Origin of the sequence: Promicromonospora iranensis (assembly GCF_028994775.1) — a bacterium.
Taxonomy (GTDB): domain Bacteria; phylum Actinomycetota; class Actinomycetes; order Actinomycetales; family Cellulomonadaceae; genus Promicromonospora; species Promicromonospora iranensis_A.
In genome coordinates this window covers 23,671-42,855 of sequence record NZ_JAJQMN010000003.1, presented here as the reverse complement: position 1 = coordinate 42,855, position 19,185 = coordinate 23,671, and the positions used below count along the sequence as shown (strand labels likewise).

Genomic DNA, 19,185 nt, shown 5'->3' with positions numbered 1-19,185 from the left:
GGAGTACCCATGACATCCCGAACCACGCGGAGCCGCACGAGGGCCGCGTGCACGGTCCTGCTGCTCGGTGCGTCCCTGGCCACGAGCGCCGCGCCTGTTGCCCTGGCTGACGCTCCCGACGACTCCGGGCTCCAGCAGACGGTCGAGCCGGACGAGGAGGTGGTCGCCGAGGACGAGGTGGTGACCGACGGGCACGTCGACGTCGGACCGCGGTTCCTCGACGGCGAGTGGACGATGCTCGCGCGCGACGACCGCGATGTCCCGTCCGTCTGGCGCGACCCCGAACGCACCGTGCTGCACCTCGGCGACCCCGCGGTGCTGCCCGCGCCCGAGGGCCCGGACTACGAGTTCCTCGGCGTCGAGCCGGGTACGCCGCTGTACGTCGTGCCGCAGACCCAGGCGCCCGACGTGGTCTGGCTGGGCTGGAACACGCAGGACCCCGAGGTCGTGGACGCGATCGAGCAGGGAGCGACGCTGCGGCTCGACGCCCTGGACGGCCCCGGCGAGCTGTTCGTGTTCCTGCAGGAGGGCGTGTCCGGACCGCCGAACGTGCTGTGGAACTCCGCCGAACCCTTGCCGCAGGAGCTGTGGATGGAGGTCAACACCCACGTCCACGCCAACTGGGTCTTCACCGAGCCGGGTATCTATCGGCTGGACGTGACCATGCTCGCCGACCTGGCCGACGGGACCACGGCGGAGGACGGGAGCACCCTGGTGTTCGCCGTCGGGGAGGACACCGATCCGGGCGAGGCGCTGGCAGCGGTGGCCGACGCGGCGTCCGACGAGCCGACGGCGGACGGTAGCGCGTCTCCCGACGCGTCGCCGTCCGAGGCCACGGCTCCGGCCGTGACGGACGCGCCCGAGGCGGGTGCACCGTCGTCGGACACTGCCTCCGCCATGCTGGTCTGGGGAGCGGCGGCAGCCGGTGTGGTGCTGCTCCTGGTGCTCGTCGCCCGGGTCGTCGGTACCCGACGGGCGCGTGCCGCGGCCGAGCGCGACGCCGGGGACGAGTCGTGACCGCGACGGTCGCGGGCGACACGAGCACCTCGGCTCGACCCACGGCTCCAGTAGTGCTGGAGGTGCACGACCTCGCCGTCGTCCTCGGCGGCCGGCCCGTGCTGAACGACGTTCGGCTCGAGGTCGCCGAGGGCGAGCTGCTCGGTCTGGTCGGTCCGAACGGAGCGGGCAAGACGACGCTCCTGAGGGCCGTGCTGGGACTCGTGCCGTCGTCCGGCCGGATCAGCATCGCGGGCCAGGACGTGCATCGTGGCCGCAAGCGCACCAGGTCCGCCGCGGTGACGCGCTCGATCGGCTACGTACCCCAGCGGCACGAGTTCGCCTGGGACTTCCCGGTCACCGTCGAGGAAGCAGTGCTGACCGGGCGGGTCACCCGCATCGGGTGGCTGCGCGGAGCCCGGGCGGAGGACTACCGGGAGGTGCGGCGGGCCTTGGACCGCGTGGAGATGACGCACCTGCGCAAGCGGCCCGTCGGCGAGCTGTCGGGGGGCCAGCGCCAACGGGTCCTGGTGGCCCGGGCCCTCGCCCTCAATCCACGGATACTGCTGCTCGACGAGCCGTTCACGGGCCTGGACGTACCCACCCAGGAGCACCTGACCGAGCTGTTCCGCGAGCTGGCGGACGAGGAACGAGCAGTGATCATGACGAACCACGACCTGCTCGGCGCCGTCCATGCCTGCGATCGGCTCTGCCTGCTGAACCGGAGCGTCGTCGCGTCCGGCACCCCGGCGGAGCTGGCCGGGCCGGAACCGTGGATGAGGGCGTTCGGGGTCTCGGCGGGGTCACCGCTGCTCACGGCGATCAGCCAGGTCGCCCAGGACCGGACGGCCGACTCGTCCGCCGGGGGTGAGCGCTCATGATCTCGCCCGTCGACTTCGTCCACGACCTGCTCAACCCCGACCTCGCTTTCCTGCCCAAGGCGCTGCTCATGGCGGTGCTCTCCAGCGTCGTTTGCGGGGTGGTCGGCACCCACGTGGTGCTGCGCGGTATGGCGTTCATCGGCGACGCCGTGGCGCACGCCGTGTTCCCCGGCCTCGCGATCGCCTTCGTGCTGCAGGGATCGCTCGTGCTCGGCGGCGCCATCGCCGGGATTACCACGGCCCTGCTGGTCGCGCTGTTCGCCCAGAACCGCCGGCTGCGCGAGGACTCCGTGATCGGCGTCTTCTTCGTCGCCGCGTTCGCGCTCGGCATCGTCATCATCTCGACCGCGCCCGGCTACGCGGGGTCCTTGCAGGACTTCCTGTTCGGGTCGATCGTCGGTATCCCCGACGAGAACGTGCTGATCGCCGTCATCGTCGGGCTCGTCCTGATGGCCGTGCTGTTCGCGTCCCACAAGGAACTGGTCGCGGTCAGCCTGGACCGGGAGTCGGCGCGCGCGCTCGGCCTGCCCGTCCTACGGCTCGACCTGCTGCTCTACGTGGTGGTCGCGGCGGCGATCGTGATCTCGGTGCAGACCATCGGCAACGTGCTGGTTTTGGCCCTGCTGGTCACGCCCGCCGCCGCGGCCCGGCTGCTGACGGACCGGCTCGGCCCGATGATGCTGCTCGGCCCGACCATCGGCGGTGGATCGGCGCTGGTCGGCCTGTACCTGTCGTGGAGCCTGGACCTGCCCGTCGGCGGCACCATCGTGCTCGTCGCCACCGCCGTCTTCCTCCTGGCGTGGCTGTTCGCGCCACGGCACGGGGTGCTGACCCGCGCCTTGGTGCGGCGCGAGAGCCAGCCTGCCCGAGCAGTGCCTGCGGGATCGTCCTGAGCCGCGCGCCGATCGCGACTCCCGGTCCTTGATCCTCGGCGAGCGGCCCTGACCGCTCGCTTCCCCAGTCTGCTTCCCATGTCCGAAGGAGAAGTTCACGGTGAGAGTGTTGCGTCCGAACGAACGCGCGGAGCGGTCGGTTCGACGACCGTCCGGTCGACGGCGGCCTACCCGGCGACCAGTCGGGGCGGTGATCGCCCCGGTCCTCGTCACAGCGGTGGTGCTCGGCCCCGCGGGCGCGGCGAGCGCCGACGACGGCCCGGCGCCGGATCCGGTCGAGTACCGGGTGTTGGAGAAGGTGCACACCGACGCGGTGTCGACGTTCCTCGACGAGGGCACGTTCACCTTGGGCACCAGGGCTGACCTGCCGGAGGGCAACGGCACGCGCCTGGATCCTGCCGAGACGCTGTTCCACGTCGACGACGCGTCGCGGCAGAGCGTCCCGGCCGGGTACGAGTTCGTGGCGCCGGCCGGCACGTCGGTCTGGATAGCGCCGGAGTCGAATCCGGCGGGCGGCGACGGGTACACCCAGCTGTGGCCCGGATTCTCGACGGAGTCCGTCCCGTCCGGGGCGGTCGACGGCAACTCGACGCGGTTCCGTCTGGTCTCCGTCGACGGGCCCGAGGGCGGGGACGTCGAGGTGTGGCGCGGCTCGGGGGCCGGCCTGACGCGGATGTGGTCGTCGGACGACGGGATCGACGACTTCGCCATGGGCCGCACCCACATGCACGCCAACTGGGCGTTCACGAAGGCGGGGACCTACCGGTTGGCCGTCGAGGGGGCGGCGGCGATCGGGGGCGAGCCGGTGACCGGCACGGCCGTGTACACGTTCGTCGTCGGGGACCTGCCGCAGATGGTCAAGACCACGACCACGCTGGAGCCCTCGGCGACGGAGATCGTCCAGGGCAGCCCCGTCACCCTCTCCGCGACGGTCACGCCGACAGGCGTCGAAGGGCACGTGGAGTTCCGCGACGGCTCCGCAGTGCTCGGCCACGCCGAGGTCACGGACGCGGGCAGGGCCGAGCTGGAGGTCGCTGACCTCGGTATCGGCACGCGCTCGGTCACGGCCGTGTTCGTGCCCACGGTCGTGAACTTCACCGCGGGTTCGACCTCCGAACCGGTCACGATCAGTGTCGTCGACGGCTCCGGCGCCGAGTTCGGCATCGTCGGCATCGCGGACTCCTACCAGGTCGGCGACACGATGACCGCGACGGTAGTGGGCGCCACGCTCAAGGGCAGTCAGGTCTTCCGATGGCTCGTGCGCACCCAGGGGTTCGACTCCACGGTGGTCCCGCAGTCCACGACAGCCGCCACCTACTCACGTGAGCTGGACGCGCTGGCGGACGACACCGAGATCAGCGTGGAGATCTACGACCCCGAGAGCCGGACCAGCGTGGCGCAGACCCCGTGGACACCGCTCGTCGTCGAGAACCTGGGGGCCACACCCGTGGTCGAGGTGACCGAGGGGCACCACGACCCGTTGTTGCCCGGAGATGTCATCGAGTACACCGTCAGCGGCCGGGAGCTGGGCGAGGGCGAGTCGATCAGCTGGGGATTCCTGCACTACGGCGGCTTCCTCGGCTCGGACATCTACCCCGGTGAATGGGAGGCGTCCTACCTCGACGAAGGCCGGACCACGGTTCGTCTGCGGTCGATGACCAATCCCGAGGAGACGGAGCTGTTCCCGGCACCCCTCACTGCGAGCATCGTGAAGGACGGCGTCACGATCGCCCGCTCGGACTTCCACACCGTCACCACCGGGCACCGCGAGCTCAACGTCACGGGCCATCACAACCTCTACCGCGAGGGTGGTGCGGTCTCGATGGACGCCGGCGTCTACCCGGTGCGCGACGGCGACGACTTCACCTACACCTGGACGTTCACCAAGGGTGACGTCAGCGAGACCTGGGGCGCCGAGCAGCAGCCCTCGGGAGCCGTGACCGGGCCTGACCTCTCCCTGGCGGAGCACGACGGCGGGACCCTGCGGCTCGACCTCTACAACAACGGTCAGCTCGCCCAGCAGTCGCAGGTCTACTCGATCAACGTGACCGACGACCTGACGTCCCAGATCCTCGAGTTCGGCACCCTGGCCGGCCATTACCATCAGGGCAATCCGCTCAGCCTCACGCTCACCGTCGATCCCGCACCGCTGGAGGGCGACGTGCTGGAGTGGCAGTGGAAGTGGCCCGGTTCGCAGGAGTGGACGGTGATGACCGGCGTCGAGGACAACACCTTCGCCACCGCCGCTGAGCAGGCGCTCGATGGCGTGGAGATCCGGGCCGTGCTGACGTACGCGGACCCCGAGGTCACGCCGGTGATCTCCGAGTCGAGGACGATCCACGTGGACGATCACGGGGCACCGGCTCGGCAGACCGTCACGGTGTCCGGCGAGATCAACCGGGTCGAGGGCGACGTCGTCACTCTCATGGCCGACGTCAAGCCGGCGACCGTGCTGACCGACTACCGCTGGGAACGCAAGGCTGCCGGGGAGGAGTTCGTAGTCGTCGACGGCGAGACCGGACCGGAGCTCAGCTTCGAAGCGGCGGTCGGCGACGACGGTGCGCAGTACCGAGCCGCGCCCGTGACACCGGCCGCCGTGGTCGGGTACGGCCCGTCGGAACCGGTCACGCTGGCCGTCACCGAGGCGCCGGGCGATGACCCGGGGAGCGAGGATCCAGGATCCGATGAACCCGGTGCGGACGACCCTGCGACCGATGACCCGGCCACAGACGATCCGGCCACAGACGATCCGGTGGCTGGGACGCCGGGTGCCGAGGGCTCAGGTGGGGGCCCAGGCGGGGTCCTGGCGTCGACAGGAGCATCCGGCGTGGCCTCCGTCGTCGGTGCCGCGCTCGCGCTGACCCTCGGGGGCGCCCTGTTGGTGGCGCTCCGCCGCCAGGCGCTTCGCAGGGCGTAGCTCGGGGCGTGCTGGGCTGTGGCCCTTCGTGCTTTTCTGTCGAGCCCCGGTCGTACTCGATCCCCGACAGAAACCCGACGGATTCAGCCGTCACTGACCGTCACCGCTGGAATACAACTGCACTCACGAGGGTGACCTCCCACCCCGCATCATCGCGGGCCTGAGTCACCAGTGACAGACGTAAGTGGCCGTCACCTGCAGGGACGCCGTCCAGTGGAACGGTGAGAGCGGAATGGCGGCCGCGACCCTTCGGGTTATGGCACGGGCCGGCGGTGCTCCCACCTGGGAGCAGAGGGTCGCTGGTTCGAATCCAGTCAGCCCGACCAACGCCCACCAGCACTGATTCTCATTGGGGCTGGTGGGCTTTGTCGTTCTCGACGACTGGCGGAGCCCATCCGGGAACCGGGAGGGTCAGGGCCTCCGCGCCAAGAGTGGATCGAACGGACCTGCCACCGCAGCGCTACGTCGTGGGCAGATCCAGGATCGACCGCACGGTCGTGGTGATGATCGCTGCGACGTCCGTGGTGTCGATGCGTCCGACACGGTTCTCCTCAGCGGCGCCGTGCAGGACGTAGTGCACGACGTTGACCCAGCCACTCGATCGGCAGATCCGTGCGGAACACGCCCTCTCGCTGCCCGCGCCTGCATCCCGTGCGTCGCCGCCGACGTCGACGGCCGCCTGAGTCTTAGGCGGCCAGGATGCGCCCGAAGTTCGCGTCGGGCTGCAGGCTGGCGAAGAACCCGTAGATGCCCAACGCGATGACGCCGGCACCGATCCATACCCAGCCCCGGTGCTCGCGCACGCCCCGCCAGACCAACCATGCCCCACCGATCTCGAACACAGCCGCAGCCAGGAACAGGACGATCGACCACAGCAGCGTCACCGCGCAGTTCCTTCCTCGACGGGCAGCAGATCGGCCAGCATCGCCGCCGCCTGCGGCGGTGCGGTGATCGTCAGCTCGAACGTGGACCCGTGGAGGTCGATGCGGATGCGGTAGAACGCGCAGCACCCCTGCTCGGCCGCCGCCAGAGCAGCCGCCTGTTCCAGCGTCGACGTCGGCAGAGTGATCCGCACGCCGCCCTCGACGTCGGTACGAGCCGCGCCGGACAGCAGGTCGCGCCAGTGCTGCACGCGCGCGGTGTAGTCACCACTACCCAGCGTGCAGGCGACCGGCTCCGGCCTCGAGGTCACGACCGGAAGCTCGCGGCGTGGCCGGTCCAGGAACGTGCACGTCACCTCGCACGGCCCGTCCCTGTCAGGCAATGCGTCGAGCCGGTCGATCGCCGTGCGCAACGTGGCCTGCAGCATCCGCAGAGCGACCAGCCGCTCGGCAGCCTGCCCAGCACGTTGCACCAGCATCGGCCGATACCGCGCCCGGACACTCCGGCACGGCTGCGACTCCCACGCGCTGGCCAGCTCCCGGACAGCCGGCAACGGCAGACCCAGGTGCTTGGCCTGAGCGATGAACGCCAGCCGGTCCACCGCCTCCACCCCGTACACCCGGTACCCGTTCTCCGCCCGTGCCGCAGGCAGCAGGCCCTCGGACTCGTAATAGCGCAGCGTCGAGGCGGGCAACCCGCTGCGCCGCGACAGCTCACCGATCCTCATGTCAGGCCCCGTGGCATCCATAACTTCGACGGTAGACCTTCAAGTCGGGTCGAAGGTCAACCCCTGAGTCCGTCAGAAGCGGCGCGCATCGGCGCGTAGCCACCACGTCCAGCCGGATGGTCAGGGCTGACGGCGACGAAGGACGAGGGGCAGGAGGCACAGAGCAAGGGCACCACCACCGAGACTGCTGGGCGACGATGTAGAGGCCAGCATCACGATGCGTGAGCACGGCCTGACTCTTCGAGGTGGAAGCAGCGCGCCGGACGCCGCACGATGCGACCGCCTCCTGGGACGAGGAGACGGTGCGAGCTGCCGGGGCCTACGCACGCCTCATCGCGTCGGGTGTTCGCCTGCAGCTGGAGTTCGCCGACCTGGCGGATGCAGCCAGTGCGTTCTACCGAACGATGGCCGACACCGCTGCTGTCGAACGTGCGGTGGGAGCGACACTCATATGAACGACTGCACAGAGGCGGAGGCCCGGAACCTGTTGCGGTTGGCCGCCACCACACAGAATGTCGACGAGCGGGAGATCGCGGTGACCATTCTTCGTTCGCTGGTCGTGGAAGGGCACGGTCGCATCGTCGATGACAGCACTGCTGGGTAGCCTGGCTCGGATCAGCCCGGATCACGAAGCGGGTCAGCTCTCCGCCGAAGCGTGACGTCCCAGCAGTTCCTCTGCGAGCAAGGTCGTGATGATGTGAAACTAGATCACGGTCTGGGGAGGTGACGGGTTGGATCCGACGGAGTTGCTGAGCCTCCTCGCGCGGTCTCTCGCCAAGATCGACCATGACCGCCCGTGGGCGATGCGGCTCTGCCAGGCATGCGTCGACCTCCTTCGGGCGGAGGGCGGATCTCTCACCGTCTCGGCCGGGCTCGGTGAACGAGCTGCCGTCAGTACACCAGGAGTCTTTGAGCAGCTCGAACCACTTCAGGAAGTCCTTGGCGAGGGGCCGGTGCACCAGGCGATGGCCGAGGACCGGCTGGTGGTCCAGCGCATCGACAGAATGGTCGAGGGGTTTCCCATCTTTTCTCAGCTGGCTGGGCCGGTCAGCAGCGACGTGATGCTTTACGCGGTGCCGATGCGGGTCGGGGGCAGCGTCGTCGGCGTGTTCAGCTTCTACGCGACGGCCGATCCGTTAGTCCGTAGCGAGGAGGACCTGCAATTCATTGCCGATGCTGTCGGGGCGGCTTTGCTGAACGACCTTGAGTCGCTCGACTGGTCCGAACAAGCTCAGTTCCATCAGGCCACCGGTATGGTCGTCGCCCAGCTCGGAGTTCCCCCGGACGATGCGCTTGCGATGATCCGGGCGCGTGCGTTCTCACAGTCGAGGAGCCTGCAAGCGGTAGCGGTCGATGTGATCGAACGACGTCTGACGTTCTCCTTCGACGAGGACGGCGACAACACCGAACGAACCGAGGAGCCATGACGCCACGCACACCCGCTGACACGCTCGCCGACGCAGCGTCCGCGCTGGTGCGTGAGCATGACACCAGCGACCTTCTCGTGCGGCTCGTCCGCGACGCCGCGACCCTTGCCGGCGGTGCGGCCGCGGGCCTGCTCGTTCGAGCGTCCGACGCTGCCCACCTTGAGCTGCTCGCTGCGACCGACCACGTCGCCACCCATCTCGAGGTCTACCAGGCGCAGCAGCACGAGGGCCCGTGCGTGGATGTATGCACGACCGGGCGTCCTGTGATGGCGGCCGAGGCGTCGGAGATCCTCTCCCGCTGGCCGGTGACAGGTCGAGCGATCTTGGATGCCGGTTTCCGGCGGGTCCAGGCTTATCCCCTCGTCTGGCAAGGCAGGATGCTGGGCGGCCTCAACATCTTCGGACGTGAGGAGGGCACGACTGACAGCGAGAGCGCTCGCATGGCACATGCCTATGCCGACATGCTGACGCTTGTCATCGCCCAACCGGAGCGCGCTGCTGACGGCGAGATCGACGACCGCCTGGCCAGAGTCCTCCGAGGCAGGGTCACCATCGAGCAGGCCAAGGGCGTGCTCGCCCAGCGCTTGGGGGTCGACATGACCAGGGCTTACGAAGTTCTGCTCGACAAGCGAGATCAGGACGGAACGACCCTTACGAAGGTGGCACAGCAAGTGATCACCGAGGCACACCAGCGCTGATGGTCCCAGCGCGCATGGCCCAGCTCAGGTCATGGGCATTGGGGGGGGCGGCGAGGACGTTCGCGATGTCTGTTGCCGAGAGCTTCTTGACGGAAGCGGCCTCGACCACCTGTCGAGCGATCTCCCGCACGGCAACGTTCGTCTCGTTGGACGCTCTGCGCAGATGCTCGAACGCCTCCTCGACGTCAATGTTCAGGACGAAGGCGATGATGCCCTTGGCCTGTTCGATCCCGGCACGCGAGACCGCCGACGCGCGGATGGCCGCAGACGCGGCCTCGCCCGCCTGGGCCCGGAGCGCAGTGGTGATGTCGACGAAGTAGCCGACCAGCTCGCGCACCTCCCTGGTGTCCGGATCCAGTCGGCCCTGCCCGACCATCGTCAGCGTTCGCTCTCGGCCCTGCGCGTCCATGATGCGGTGGACGCTGCTGAAGGGTTCTCCCGTGCACGCCGCGCCTTGCAGTATCCCTGACACGCGTTCGCGGTCGTCCGGGTGCCTGTGCGCGAGGACGAGCGTGGTGGTCGGTACGACGTCGCCGGGCTCGAACCCATGGATGTGGAATGTCTCGTCCGACCAGCCCCAGCGTTGCGTGGCCAGGTCACAGCGGAAACGCCCCACGAGACGCTCGGCCTCCAGGGGGAGTGCGTGCTGGTTGTTCGTTGAGTCGACGGTCAAGGTGCAGCCTCCTCGCGGCCACGTTCACCGATGAGCCGCTGCCTGACTCCCGTTCGACTGTAGCGCCGAAGCGCTTTCACCGAAACCGTACGGACGAAAAATCGTTCCACCTGGAACACAGCCGGGTTTCACGAGACGCTGCCGGACTCGGGACTGGTGGTCAGGTGCCAGTTCGTGGTTCGTTGATGACGAGAGCACGCAGGATGGTCTCGGCCACCTCGTGCTGAGCGACGTTGCGGTGCAGAGAAGCCGACTCGAGAATCTTTCTCGCCTCCGGCTCGGTGCAGTCGTTGGTCTGCATGATGGCCCCGATGGCACGCTCGATCGTGACCGTGTCGGACATCTGGCTGTAGTAACCCGCAGCGCCGTCATCCAGCTCGGCCAGGCCCAGGTGCAGACGCACCATCGCCGCGCCGAGCTGCGCGTAGCCCTCGGCAGCGGTGAGGAGCTCTGGTGTCCAGGGGTCGGGCGAACGGGAGTAGAGGTTGAGCGCCAGGGCGACCTGCTCGTCCACCTGGGCGGGGACCGCCAGAGCGGAGGTGAAGCCCTCGCGGGCAGCCTGGGCACGCCAGGCGTCCCACCGGTCCTCGTCCTCGATCAGCGGTACGACGTGGACCGACAGGGCTTCCATGGCGGCGATGCATGGTCCGCTGTCGGCCAGGGACTCTGCCTGGTCGCACCGGCCGGCGGCGCCGGTGCTGCTGCCGGCGCGTACCGTCACCCCGTGCTGGCGCACGGTGATGCTGGCCTCGACCTTGGAGCCCAGGACCGTGGCGGCCCGGCAGGCCAGTTCGTAGGGGAACGTCGTGATGCTCATCGCAGGTGTCCCATCTGGTGGATCACGCCTGCGTCCTGGAGCTGACACGGGCGACGGTGGCCGGGCTCGCGGTCCTTCTGCCGCAGCACTTTTCACTGTACGCGCCGCGCGAGGGCGTCGCGCACCTCACGCCATACCGTGTCGCGGCACCGGGAGGTATCGCGCCGTGGCCCTGGTGCCTGACTGCCGGAGCGAGGTTGCGAGCTGTCCGTAGCCACCAGACGATCGGTGCAGCCCTGGCCGGAAGGTCCCAGACAGGAGGCGGCATGGATCACTCGCGCGTACCGGTGCTCGAAGCCCTGCAGGAGTTCCGTCGGCGCGGTGACGTGGTGTTCGGTCCACCGGCGCACGGCCAGGGCCGCGGTGCGGACCGGCGCGTCGTCGACGTCGTCGGCATGGGTGTCTTCGCCTCGGACGTGCTGATGCTCAACGGGCTGGACGACCGCCGTCAGTCGCAGGGGGTGCTGTCCCAGGCGCAGGAGCTGATGGCGGACGCCGTCGGCGCCGAGCAGGCGTTCTTCTCCACGTGCGGCAGCTCGTTGTCCGTCAAGAGCGCGATGATCTCGGTGGCAGGGCCGGGCGAGAAGCTGCTGGTGTCGCGCAATGCGCACAAGTCCGTGATCGCGGCGCTGATCATCAGTGGGATCGACCCGGTGTGGGTGCACCCGCACTTCGACGAGGACCTGCACCTGGCGCACCCGCCCGAGCCGGAGGACGTCCGAGCGGCGCTCGAGGCGAACCCGGACGCCAAGGGAATGCTGCTGATCTCCCCGACGGACTGGGGCACGTGCGCCGACATCGCGGGTGTCGCGAAGGTGTGCCACGAGTACGACGTGCCGCTGATCGTGGACGAGGCCTGGGGCGCCCACCTGCCGTTCCACGACGACCTGCCCACGTGGGGCATGAGCGCCGACGCTGATCTCGTAGTGACGAGCGTGCACAAGATGGGCGGCGCGATCGAGCAGAGCTCCACGTTCCACCTCCAGGGCGGGCGGATCGACCCCGAGGTGCTGCAAGCCCGTGAGGACCTGCTCGGCACGACCAGCTCGTCGAGCCTCGTGTACGCCACTCTCGACGGATGGCGGCGGCAGATGGTCGAGCAGGGCCACGAACTGCTCGACGGCGCTATGGCGCGGGCGGGGCGCATCCGTGCGGCGGTGGACGCGCTGGACGGGCTGCAGCTCATGGGGCAGGAGGTGGTCCGTCCGCAGGGTGCGGCGGAGCTGGACCCGCTGGCCATCACGATCGACGTCCGGCCGCTGGGGATCACCGGTTACCAGGCGGGTGACTGGTTGCGCGCCTGCTGCCAGGTCGACGTCGGGTCCACCGACGCCTGCCGCATGGGCGCACGGATCACGCATGCGCACGGCGACCAGGACGAGCAGCGGCTCGTGGAGGCGCTGAGCCGTCTGGTCCGTGAGGCTCCCACCATGGAGCGGCCGCCGCGCGTGGCGCTGCCACCCGGGCCGTCCTTCGAGGTGGAGACGGTCATGCTGCCGCGGGACGCGTTCTTCGGACCGGCCGAGCAGGTGCCGATCGACGACGCCGTGGGCAGGGTCGCGGCCGAGATGGTCAGTCCGTACCCGCCGGGCGTGCCCGTGCTGGCTCCCGGCGAGCTGGTCAACACCGAGGTCGTGGAGTACCTCCGGACGGGTGTCGCGGCCGGGATGCTGATCCCTGACGCTGCCGACCCCGAGATGACCAGCCTCCGCGTCGTCGCCCGCTAGGACCGACACACCAGCGGACGTATCCTGGTATCCCAGCGGCGATGGAGCCGCTTCGACCACGGTTGGCCCTGTCAGCGCCTCGAGACGTGTGGGCACAGGCATCGTTCGCCAGAGGACCGCGCCATGAGCCTTTCGGCCTTCCCATACGAACTAGCGATTCGAGCTGCTGCCGTCCTTGGCGGTGAGCTCGAGGCCAGCATCACGGTAAGCCAGCACAGCGTCACGGTGCGTGCCGGCAGCAGTACAGGTGCCGCCGGCCGTTGCGATCAGGTCGAGGCGCTGACCGGCAGCGGGCCGTGCATCGACGCGATGCAAGAGGGGTCGATGCGCATGGTGGCCTCGATCGCTGATGGACACGGGTGGGAGGCGTGGCGCGGCCAGGCCGCACGCGAGGGCTTTGTCTCCGCGGTAGCGGTACCGGCCACGGTGGACGGGAACATCGCCGTGGCCGTCAACCTCTACTCTCGCTCGCCTGCGCCCTGGACTCCTGAGCGCGTGAGTACTGCTGAGAGCTACGCCCAGCTCGGTGCCGCCATGGTGCGCCTGCACCTGGGGCGGGCGGAGCTCGACGACGCAGCGGCGGGGTACTACCGGCACATGTCCAACGCGGTAGTGATCGAACGTGCGATCGGCGCCATCATGCAGGCGAACGACTGCCCCGAGCACGTGGCGCGGTACATCCTCGAGTCTGCCTGGATGCACCGTGGCGTGTCCGCACGGGAGGTCGCCGAGACCATCCTGCGTGCACTGGTCGTCGATGCCCGGCCTTCGCCCGCCGACGGGGCCGGCGCCCGCTAGCGCCCGGAGGACGGCGGTCAGCTGCGGCCGATGAAAGTCCTCGGGCCGGCGGTGGATCTGGCGGTGTCGACGGGGAGGCGGCGTTCGACCCGTTGCGGGGGACGCCGGGCGACCTCTGACGACTCCGGTGGTCGGAGACGCCGCAGGGCGTCATGGCCGTGTGCTCTGATACGGCGACGAGGCACCCGATGCGACCGGAAAGTCGGAGTGTGACTTGGCGGGGCGATGGAGGTGACGACGGATGGACCCGCCGGAACTGTTGAATCTGCTCGTGCGCTCTCTAGCCAAGACCAGTACCCGGTCTTCTCCGAGCAGGCTGGAACGGTAGGGGTCGACGTCACGCTCTACGCGGTGCTGATGCGGGCCGGTGGCCGCGTCGTCGGAGCGTTCAGCCTCTACGTCGCGATCGATCCACAAGCTCGTAGTGCGGAGGACCCGCAGTTCTTGGCCGCCGCGCTCGGGGCTTTTCTTCAGGGGGACATCGAGCCGCTCGACTCGTCCGAGAAGGCTGTCTTCCACCAGTCAGTCGGAATGGTCGTCGCCCAGCTGGGCGTAGGCCCCGAAGCAGCAGGCCCGGAGGCTGAGCAGATCAGTCTCGGGGCCGCCTCGGTTCCACAGGGCAACCGCTACCGTCGCCCCATGACATTTGGCCAGGTGTTCGCCATCGTCTGGGGGGTGGGCGCCATCGCCATGGGCCTGCACGGAGCCCTGAACAGCGAGTCATATGCGCGAGCGGTGCTCGAGCGACAGGGCGGCGACCCCGACGCGCCAAAGTCGCAGTGGATGTATCCCTTCGTCCGTGCCCTGAGCTGGATCCTCGCCGTTGCTGGCCTCACAGCTGGTGTGCTGGGAATGGTGGGGGTGCTCAGCTGATCGTTTCTGGGCGGTCCCAGTTGCCTTCGGCGGGCACCCGGGAACAAAGAGGATCATCACACCTGAGGCGAGCCGCCCTCCGACACCCGCCCGATCCACCTGTCTTCCGCAGGCACCGGCGCGCCGCGCCTGCCAGGCATCGGGGGAGTGCGGCGTCGGAATACCGCCAGCATCACGGCGCCCGAACGCCGAGGCTGAAGTCATGACGACCTCGTATGACGACAACGCACAGATCGCCCTGGTCACCGGGGCGAACAGAGGCCTCGGTCTTGCCGTGGCACGGCGACTCGGAGAGGCCGGCGCCACGGTGCTGATCGGCAGCCGCGACGCGACGAACGCAGAGCACGCCGCGGAGTCCCTCCGCGAGGCAGGGTTGAAGGCCTGGCCGGTGACCCTCGACGTGACGGTTGAGGCCGACGCTGCAGCCGCCGCGGAGCAGATCGAGCGCGAGTACGGCCGCCTCGACATCCTGGTCAACAATGCCGGCGTCCTGCCGGAGGCCACCGCGCCCGACCAGGAGCGTCCGCTGGACCTGGCCATGTTCCGCACGACGTTCGAGACCAACCTGTTCGGGGTGGTTGCGGTGACGCAGGCGATGCTGCCGCTGCTGCGACGGTCCCGCGTGGGCCGCATCGTGAACGTGTCGACGACCATGGGTTCGCTGACCGAGCAGCTCGATCCACGATCGCCGTACTTCGGCCTGGTCGTTCCGGCCTACCAGGGCTCGAAGGCCGCGCTCAACGCACTGACGATCGCACTGTCCAAATCGCTCGCCGACACGTCGATCCTGGTCAACTCAGTCTGCCCCGGCTGGGTTCAGACGGACCTCGGCGGGCCCGACAACCGCGCCGCGGCGCCCACCTCTGCCGAGGAGGCGGCCCGGATCGTGACGGACATGGCACTGCTCGGGGCGGACGGCGCGACCGGGACCTTCGTCGACGCGGCCGGTCACGTCGCCTGGTGACAGGTCTTCAGATAGCTCAGGAACGATGCCTGCAGCCCGGTGACGTGGGTCTCGTTCAACAACGCGATCGACACATCCTGTGATCGTCCCTTGTCGCGCAGCTCTTCCACGACAGTGAGCACGTTGCGCGCAATCCCTCGATAGATCGGTATCTCCCCGAGGAGCTCGATCTCGTTCAGCGTGACGTGCAACCGTGGAGCAGCTGAGTCCGCCCCGCGCTCGGGCAAGGCCTCGACCAGCTTGAACACCTGGCTGTCCGCACTTGCGACACCGGGGGTGCCCGCACCGAAGGTCGTGAACGGGGACACTGTCCGCAGCCAGGCGTAAAGGGCGAAGAGACCCCCGTAGGAGTAGCCGAAGAGGCCGTGCCCGGACTCGCTGACACGCAGCCACGACTGCAGCTGAGGGTGGAGCTCGGTGGTCAGGAAGTCGAGGAAGGTGTCCGCGTGCGTGTCCGCCAGCTTCGCGAGGTAGGCGTCCGCCTGCTCCTGGGTCATCGCGCCGGTTTCGCGAGCCGACCTGACGGTGGCCACCATCTCGTCGCTGACGGGCTCGCCCGGCGGCACAAGATCGCGGTTGCGGACCTGTGCCCAGTCCGCGGCCTCGTCACCGGTGTAACCGACACTGACCTGGATGTACGGGGCGATCGTCAGATACGGATCCGCCTGGGTGACGATGAGAGGCGCGGTGAGGCCGACGGCCCAGTTGCCGTCCACCACGTAGATCAGCGGCAGGGCATCCGTGGAGTGCGCATAACCCGGGGGTGTGGTTACCCAGACGCCGTAACGGTGCCCCGACTTCGCCGTCATCTCGAAGTACTCCGTGTCCGGCAGGCAGCCGTGCAATATCTCGCTCATCGCGCTTCCTTCGTCGGTCTTCACCACTGGTGAGTTCGATCCATGGCAACATACTCACCAGTGGTGAAGAGTGTCAACGGAGGCAACGTGAGGTCACCGGTAGGGGAAGGGAAGCAGCGCATCCTGGAGGCGCTGTTCGACGAGTTCGGTGAGAACGGCCCGAGCCCGAACCTGTCCATCCGCTACGTGGCGGAGCGGCTCGGCGTGCACCACACGCTGCTGACCTATCACTTCGGGTCACGGGCGGGACTCCTGGCCGCCGTCCTGTCGGAAGCACGCCGCCGCGACAATCTCGTCTTTGCCGCGACCGGCGCCGAGCTCGGGTTCGTTCCCCTGTGCCGGGCCATCTGGAGCTACTACTCGGACGCCGCGCACCGGGACCGAACCCGTTCCTTCTTCCACCTGGTCGGCCTCGCGGTCTACGAGCCCGACGCATTCCAGGCGTTCGTCGCCGATGTCGATGATCTGACGCGCCTCCTCGAGGAGGCAGCTGTTCGCGACGGACTTGCACCGACGGACGCAAGGGAGCAGAGCCTGATCGCGGTCTCCGGTCTGCGAGGGCTGTTGCTGCAGGGACTGCTGACCCCCGATGCCGAGCTTGACGCCGCCGCCGAGCGTTTCTTCACCTCGCTGGCGCCCTCTCCCGCATAGGCAGCAGGCCCTGACGAGCGCACATGCTGCCCAGGTCTTCTCGTGGGCCAACCGCTGGGCGGCCGGAATCATCTTCGCGGCGCGGAGGTTGCCCCGGCATGGACGTCACCGGAGAGCGGCTCTGATGCGCGTATCGATCCTGGACCGCAGCCGAACGCGCGACGGGGAGTCCGACGCCGAGGCGATCGCGGGCACCGTCGACCGTGCGGTCCGAGCCGAACGGCTCGGGCTGCACAGGTTCTGGGTGGCCGAGCACCATGCGGTGCCGGGCATCGCGGGTGCGTCGCCGACGGTGCTGCTGGCCGCCATCGGTGCCCGGACGCGTTCCATCCGTCTCGGCACCGGCGGCGTCATGCTGCCGAACCACAACCCGCTGGTCGTCGCCGAGCAGGCACTGATGCTCGAAGCCCTCACACCGGGCCGGATCGACCTCGGCATCGGCGCCTCGTTGGCCTTCACGTCCGGGATCCGCAAGGCCCTCGGCCGCACCGTCCTGCACGACGGCGAGCACGCGGCCGCCGTCGAACAGCTGCGGGCCTACCTGCACGGCACGGCGGGCGTGACCGCGAAGCCGCGGGTCGCACCGCCGCCACTGTTCCTGCTGGCGATCAAGAACGGGCTCGCGCTCGCCGCGCAGCTCGGCCTGCCCGCGGTGATCGGTGGACCGGCGCTGCTCGACACCGAGGCGACATCGGCCTACTTCGACAACTTCCAGCCCGGGCCGTTCGGGTCCGAGCCGTACCTGGTGGCGAGCGTCGACGTCGCGGTCGCGGACACGGCCGACCGCGCGAAGCGGCTGCTGCTCCCGGAGGCCTGGGCGCTGGCGAGCTCCCGGCAGAGCGGGAGCTTCGCCCCGCTCCTGTCCGCCGACGAGGCGCAGCGGCAGCTCGACCAGGCGCCCGACACGGTCCGAGGTGCCGTCGCCCGGTGGTACCGGACAGCGATCACGGGTACGCCCGACCAGGTGGCCGACGAGGTCGAACGGCTTCTCGCCCGAACGGGCGCTGCCGAGCTGATGGCGACCACCAGTACCTATGACCGGGACGACCTCGCGGCGGCCGACACGGCGCTCGCCGCGCTGCAGGACGGATAGGCGGGGCCAGGCCCCGCCAGCCGCGGGTCCGCGTGGAAGGATCCGCAGCATGATCATCACCGAGTTCCTGCTCGCCCGTATCGCCGAGGACGAGACGGCGGCGCAGGCAGCGCTGGACCACGCACCCGATGCCGGTCGCCGGGAGGCGCGGGTGCTCGCCGAGTGCGCGGCCAAGCGGACGATCGTGGAGGCGTTCGAGGAGCTCGGGAAGTTCCTGACGCAGCCGTCGGACAACGGGGACGGGGATGTGGTGACCGGGGCCCGGGACATGTTCGCCGGGCTGATGATCGCGGTCCAGGCGCACGCCGGGGTGTACGCCGATCACCCGGACTATCGGCCGGCATGGCGCCCACAGGTATGACCACCGGCGATTCGCCTGACGGGCGCGTTCTCACTTGAAGACACATGATGACAGGGGGTGGCCTACTGCTGCTGACAGTCCCCGCTCCACGCTAATGTGACCTCCACCAGGTCCTATGCCCTTCTCGACAAGGGCATCGGCCGCACGACTCAGCCCCTGAAGAGGACCCCATGAACGCCACATCCGGGCCCGGCCAACCGCCGTTGGGCAGCGATATCGAGAAGGCTCTCGCGGGCGGCGCCAGGCCGCCGGTCGGGCGTTTCCGGCTCGACCTGGCGACAGGTGAGTGGGCGTGGACCGACGAGGTGTACGTGATGCACGGCTTCGAGCCGGGCGAGGTAGTGCCGACGACTCCGCTGATGCTGTCGCACAAGCACCCCGACGACCGGGGAAGGGTCGACGGGGTGCTGCGACATGCGGCGGAGACGGGACAGACGTTCAGCTCCGTGCATCGCATCGTGGACGCGGCAGGACAGACCCGCACACTGGCCGTGACCGGTCAAGGGAAGCGCGACCCCGGCACAGGTGAGGTGACCGAGCTGTTCGGGTACTTCATCGACGTCACGAAGGCGCAGCGCGAGGCGGCGTCACGGGAGGCGTCGGCCTCGATCCAGGCGTCGTCGGAGCGGCGGTCGGTCATCGAGCAGGCCAAGGGCGTGCTCATGGTCATTCACGGCGTCGACGAGGAAGCGGCGTTCGACCAGCTGCGCGAGGCGTCCAACCAGTCGAACATCGCCGTCCGGGACATCGCCTACTCACTGGTGCAGCTGTTCTCCGGACCGGACGTGACGGTGTTCCCGACGAGCGAGGCCATCGACGAGTTCCTCGCCGACCCGATCCGGCCGGACGACCTCTGACACGCCGGCGGTCCGAGCGCGAAAGGAGTGGCGCGGTGGGCCTTCGGTTCGCGCTTCACCGACGGTGACGAAGCGGGCGATGCGACTGGGCGG

The 19,185-nt window shown here is 69.1% G+C and carries 18 protein-coding genes, 1 tRNA gene and 1 pseudogene; 15 read left to right on the top strand and 5 right to left on the bottom strand.

Going from position 1 to position 19,185, the window contains the following annotated elements; genetic code table 11:
- The first annotated feature begins 9 nt into the window (after positions 1-9).
- From LUU90_RS05645 to LUU90_RS05625, 5 genes are all read left to right on the top strand, one after another.
- Positions 10-1,017 carry a choice-of-anchor M domain-containing protein gene (locus tag LUU90_RS05645; protein WP_275002350.1) on the top strand — a complete coding sequence of 336 codons (1,008 nt, stop codon included), beginning with the start codon at positions 10-12 and terminating at the stop codon, positions 1,015-1,017.
- Positions 1,014-1,877 carry an anchored repeat-type ABC transporter ATP-binding subunit gene (locus LUU90_RS05640; RefSeq protein ID WP_275002349.1) on the top strand — a complete coding sequence of 288 codons (864 nt, stop codon included), beginning with the start codon at positions 1,014-1,016 and terminating at the stop codon, positions 1,875-1,877. Before LUU90_RS05645 ends, LUU90_RS05640 begins: the two co-directional genes overlap by 4 nt.
- The gene (locus LUU90_RS05635) at positions 1,874-2,770 is read left to right on the top strand and encodes an anchored repeat-type ABC transporter permease subunit (protein ID WP_275002348.1); all 897 of its coding nucleotides are present in this window, start codon (positions 1,874-1,876) and stop codon (positions 2,768-2,770) included. Before LUU90_RS05640 ends, LUU90_RS05635 begins: the two co-directional genes overlap by 4 nt.
- A gap of 190 nt (positions 2,771-2,960) precedes the next feature.
- Complete coding sequence (locus LUU90_RS05630; protein WP_275002347.1) at positions 2,961-5,687, top strand: choice-of-anchor M domain-containing protein; 2,727 nt, start codon at positions 2,961-2,963, stop codon at positions 5,685-5,687.
- 250 nt (positions 5,688-5,937) lie between these two features.
- A tRNA-OTHER gene (locus LUU90_RS05625) sits at positions 5,938-6,013 on the top strand.
- Between the two features lie 363 nt (positions 6,014-6,376).
- Here LUU90_RS05625 and LUU90_RS05620 read toward each other — a convergent pair.
- Together LUU90_RS05620 and LUU90_RS05615 are read right to left on the bottom strand one after the other, a co-directional pair.
- Positions 6,377-6,571 (bottom strand): annotated as a pseudogene (locus tag LUU90_RS05620) (YnfA family protein); the annotation flags it as partial.
- Complete coding sequence (locus LUU90_RS05615) at positions 6,568-7,296, bottom strand: MerR family transcriptional regulator (protein WP_275002346.1); 729 nt, start codon at positions 7,294-7,296, stop codon at positions 6,568-6,570. The gene LUU90_RS05615 and the pseudogene LUU90_RS05620, both read right to left, overlap by 4 nt.
- Positions 7,297-8,027: 731 nt before the next feature.
- Here LUU90_RS05615 and LUU90_RS05610 point away from each other — a divergent pair.
- Entirely contained in the window at positions 8,028-8,723 is a 696-nt protein-coding gene (locus LUU90_RS05610; RefSeq protein WP_275002345.1) for a GAF and ANTAR domain-containing protein, read from the top strand.
- A complete protein-coding gene (locus LUU90_RS05605) occupies positions 8,720-9,421 on the top strand; it encodes a GAF and ANTAR domain-containing protein (protein WP_275002344.1) in 702 nt (233 codons plus the stop codon). Before LUU90_RS05610 ends, LUU90_RS05605 begins: the two co-directional genes overlap by 4 nt.
- Here the strand turns inward: LUU90_RS05605 and LUU90_RS05600 are convergent.
- Positions 9,399-10,037 (bottom strand): PAS and ANTAR domain-containing protein, encoded by a 639-nt coding sequence (locus LUU90_RS05600; protein WP_275002343.1) that lies wholly within the window; start codon positions 10,035-10,037, stop codon positions 9,399-9,401. The two genes, LUU90_RS05605 and LUU90_RS05600, sit on opposite strands and share 23 nt — an antisense overlap.
- A 217-nt stretch (positions 10,038-10,254) precedes the next feature.
- A complete protein-coding gene (locus LUU90_RS05595) occupies positions 10,255-10,911 on the bottom strand; it encodes a GAF and ANTAR domain-containing protein (RefSeq protein WP_275002342.1) in 657 nt (218 codons plus the stop codon).
- 266 nt (positions 10,912-11,177) lie between these two features.
- Between LUU90_RS05595 and LUU90_RS05590 the strand changes: the two genes are divergently transcribed.
- The 4 genes from LUU90_RS05590 (at position 11,178) to LUU90_RS05575 (ending at position 15,273) form a co-directional block, all read left to right on the top strand.
- Positions 11,178-12,638, top strand: coding sequence for an aminotransferase class I/II-fold pyridoxal phosphate-dependent enzyme (locus LUU90_RS05590; RefSeq protein ID WP_275002341.1), 1,461 nt, complete (start codon positions 11,178-11,180; stop codon positions 12,636-12,638).
- Between the two features lie 123 nt (positions 12,639-12,761).
- Complete coding sequence (locus LUU90_RS05585) at positions 12,762-13,436, top strand: GAF and ANTAR domain-containing protein (RefSeq protein WP_275002340.1); 675 nt, start codon at positions 12,762-12,764, stop codon at positions 13,434-13,436.
- A gap of 225 nt (positions 13,437-13,661) precedes the next feature.
- Positions 13,662-14,309: a hypothetical protein gene (locus tag LUU90_RS05580; protein WP_275002339.1), complete on the top strand. Its 648-nt coding sequence runs from the start codon at positions 13,662-13,664 to the stop codon at positions 14,307-14,309.
- Between the two features lie 202 nt (positions 14,310-14,511).
- Positions 14,512-15,273 (top strand): SDR family oxidoreductase, encoded by a 762-nt coding sequence (locus LUU90_RS05575; RefSeq protein WP_275002338.1) that lies wholly within the window; start codon positions 14,512-14,514, stop codon positions 15,271-15,273.
- Here the strand turns inward: LUU90_RS05575 and LUU90_RS05570 are convergent.
- Positions 15,258-16,157 carry an alpha/beta hydrolase gene (locus LUU90_RS05570; protein ID WP_275002337.1) on the bottom strand — a complete coding sequence of 300 codons (900 nt, stop codon included), beginning with the start codon at positions 16,155-16,157 and terminating at the stop codon, positions 15,258-15,260. The genes LUU90_RS05575 and LUU90_RS05570 overlap by 16 nt on opposite strands.
- A 60-nt stretch (positions 16,158-16,217) precedes the next feature.
- Between LUU90_RS05570 and LUU90_RS05565 the strand changes: the two genes are divergently transcribed.
- The 4 genes from LUU90_RS05565 (at position 16,218) to LUU90_RS05550 (ending at position 19,092) form a co-directional block, all read left to right on the top strand.
- Positions 16,218-16,781: a TetR/AcrR family transcriptional regulator gene (locus LUU90_RS05565; protein ID WP_275002336.1), complete on the top strand. Its 564-nt coding sequence runs from the start codon at positions 16,218-16,220 to the stop codon at positions 16,779-16,781.
- Positions 16,782-16,905: 124 nt separating this feature from the next.
- Positions 16,906-17,874: an MsnO8 family LLM class oxidoreductase gene (locus LUU90_RS05560; RefSeq protein ID WP_275002335.1), complete on the top strand. Its 969-nt coding sequence runs from the start codon at positions 16,906-16,908 to the stop codon at positions 17,872-17,874.
- A gap of 49 nt (positions 17,875-17,923) precedes the next feature.
- Positions 17,924-18,235, top strand: coding sequence for a DUF6221 family protein (locus LUU90_RS05555; RefSeq protein WP_275002334.1), 312 nt, complete (start codon positions 17,924-17,926; stop codon positions 18,233-18,235).
- Between the two features lie 170 nt (positions 18,236-18,405).
- Entirely contained in the window at positions 18,406-19,092 is a 687-nt protein-coding gene (locus LUU90_RS05550; RefSeq protein WP_275002333.1) for a PAS and ANTAR domain-containing protein, read from the top strand.
- Positions 19,093-19,185 lie beyond the last annotated feature (93 nt).

Coding starts and splice junctions, on each gene's coding strand:
- LUU90_RS05595 (WP_275002342.1), bottom strand. CDS start 10,911: ATGAGCATCACGACGTTCCCCTACGAACTGGCCTGCCGGGCCGCCACG.
- LUU90_RS05590 (WP_275002341.1), top strand. CDS start 11,178: ATGGATCACTCGCGCGTACCGGTGCTCGAAGCCCTGCAGGAGTTCCGT.
- LUU90_RS05555 (WP_275002334.1), top strand. CDS start 17,924: ATGATCATCACCGAGTTCCTGCTCGCCCGTATCGCCGAGGACGAGACG.
- LUU90_RS05580 (WP_275002339.1), top strand. CDS start 13,662: ATGGAGGTGACGACGGATGGACCCGCCGGAACTGTTGAATCTGCTCGT.
- LUU90_RS05615 (WP_275002346.1), bottom strand. CDS start 7,296: ATGAGGATCGGTGAGCTGTCGCGGCGCAGCGGGTTGCCCGCCTCGACG.
- LUU90_RS05550 (WP_275002333.1), top strand. CDS start 18,406: ATGAACGCCACATCCGGGCCCGGCCAACCGCCGTTGGGCAGCGATATC.
- LUU90_RS05635 (WP_275002348.1), top strand. CDS start 1,874: ATGATCTCGCCCGTCGACTTCGTCCACGACCTGCTCAACCCCGACCTC.
- LUU90_RS05560 (WP_275002335.1), top strand. CDS start 16,906: ATGCGCGTATCGATCCTGGACCGCAGCCGAACGCGCGACGGGGAGTCC.
- LUU90_RS05585 (WP_275002340.1), top strand. CDS start 12,762: ATGAGCCTTTCGGCCTTCCCATACGAACTAGCGATTCGAGCTGCTGCC.
- LUU90_RS05645 (WP_275002350.1), top strand. CDS start 10: ATGACATCCCGAACCACGCGGAGCCGCACGAGGGCCGCGTGCACGGTC.
- LUU90_RS05605 (WP_275002344.1), top strand. CDS start 8,720: ATGACGCCACGCACACCCGCTGACACGCTCGCCGACGCAGCGTCCGCG.
- LUU90_RS05575 (WP_275002338.1), top strand. CDS start 14,512: ATGACGACCTCGTATGACGACAACGCACAGATCGCCCTGGTCACCGGG.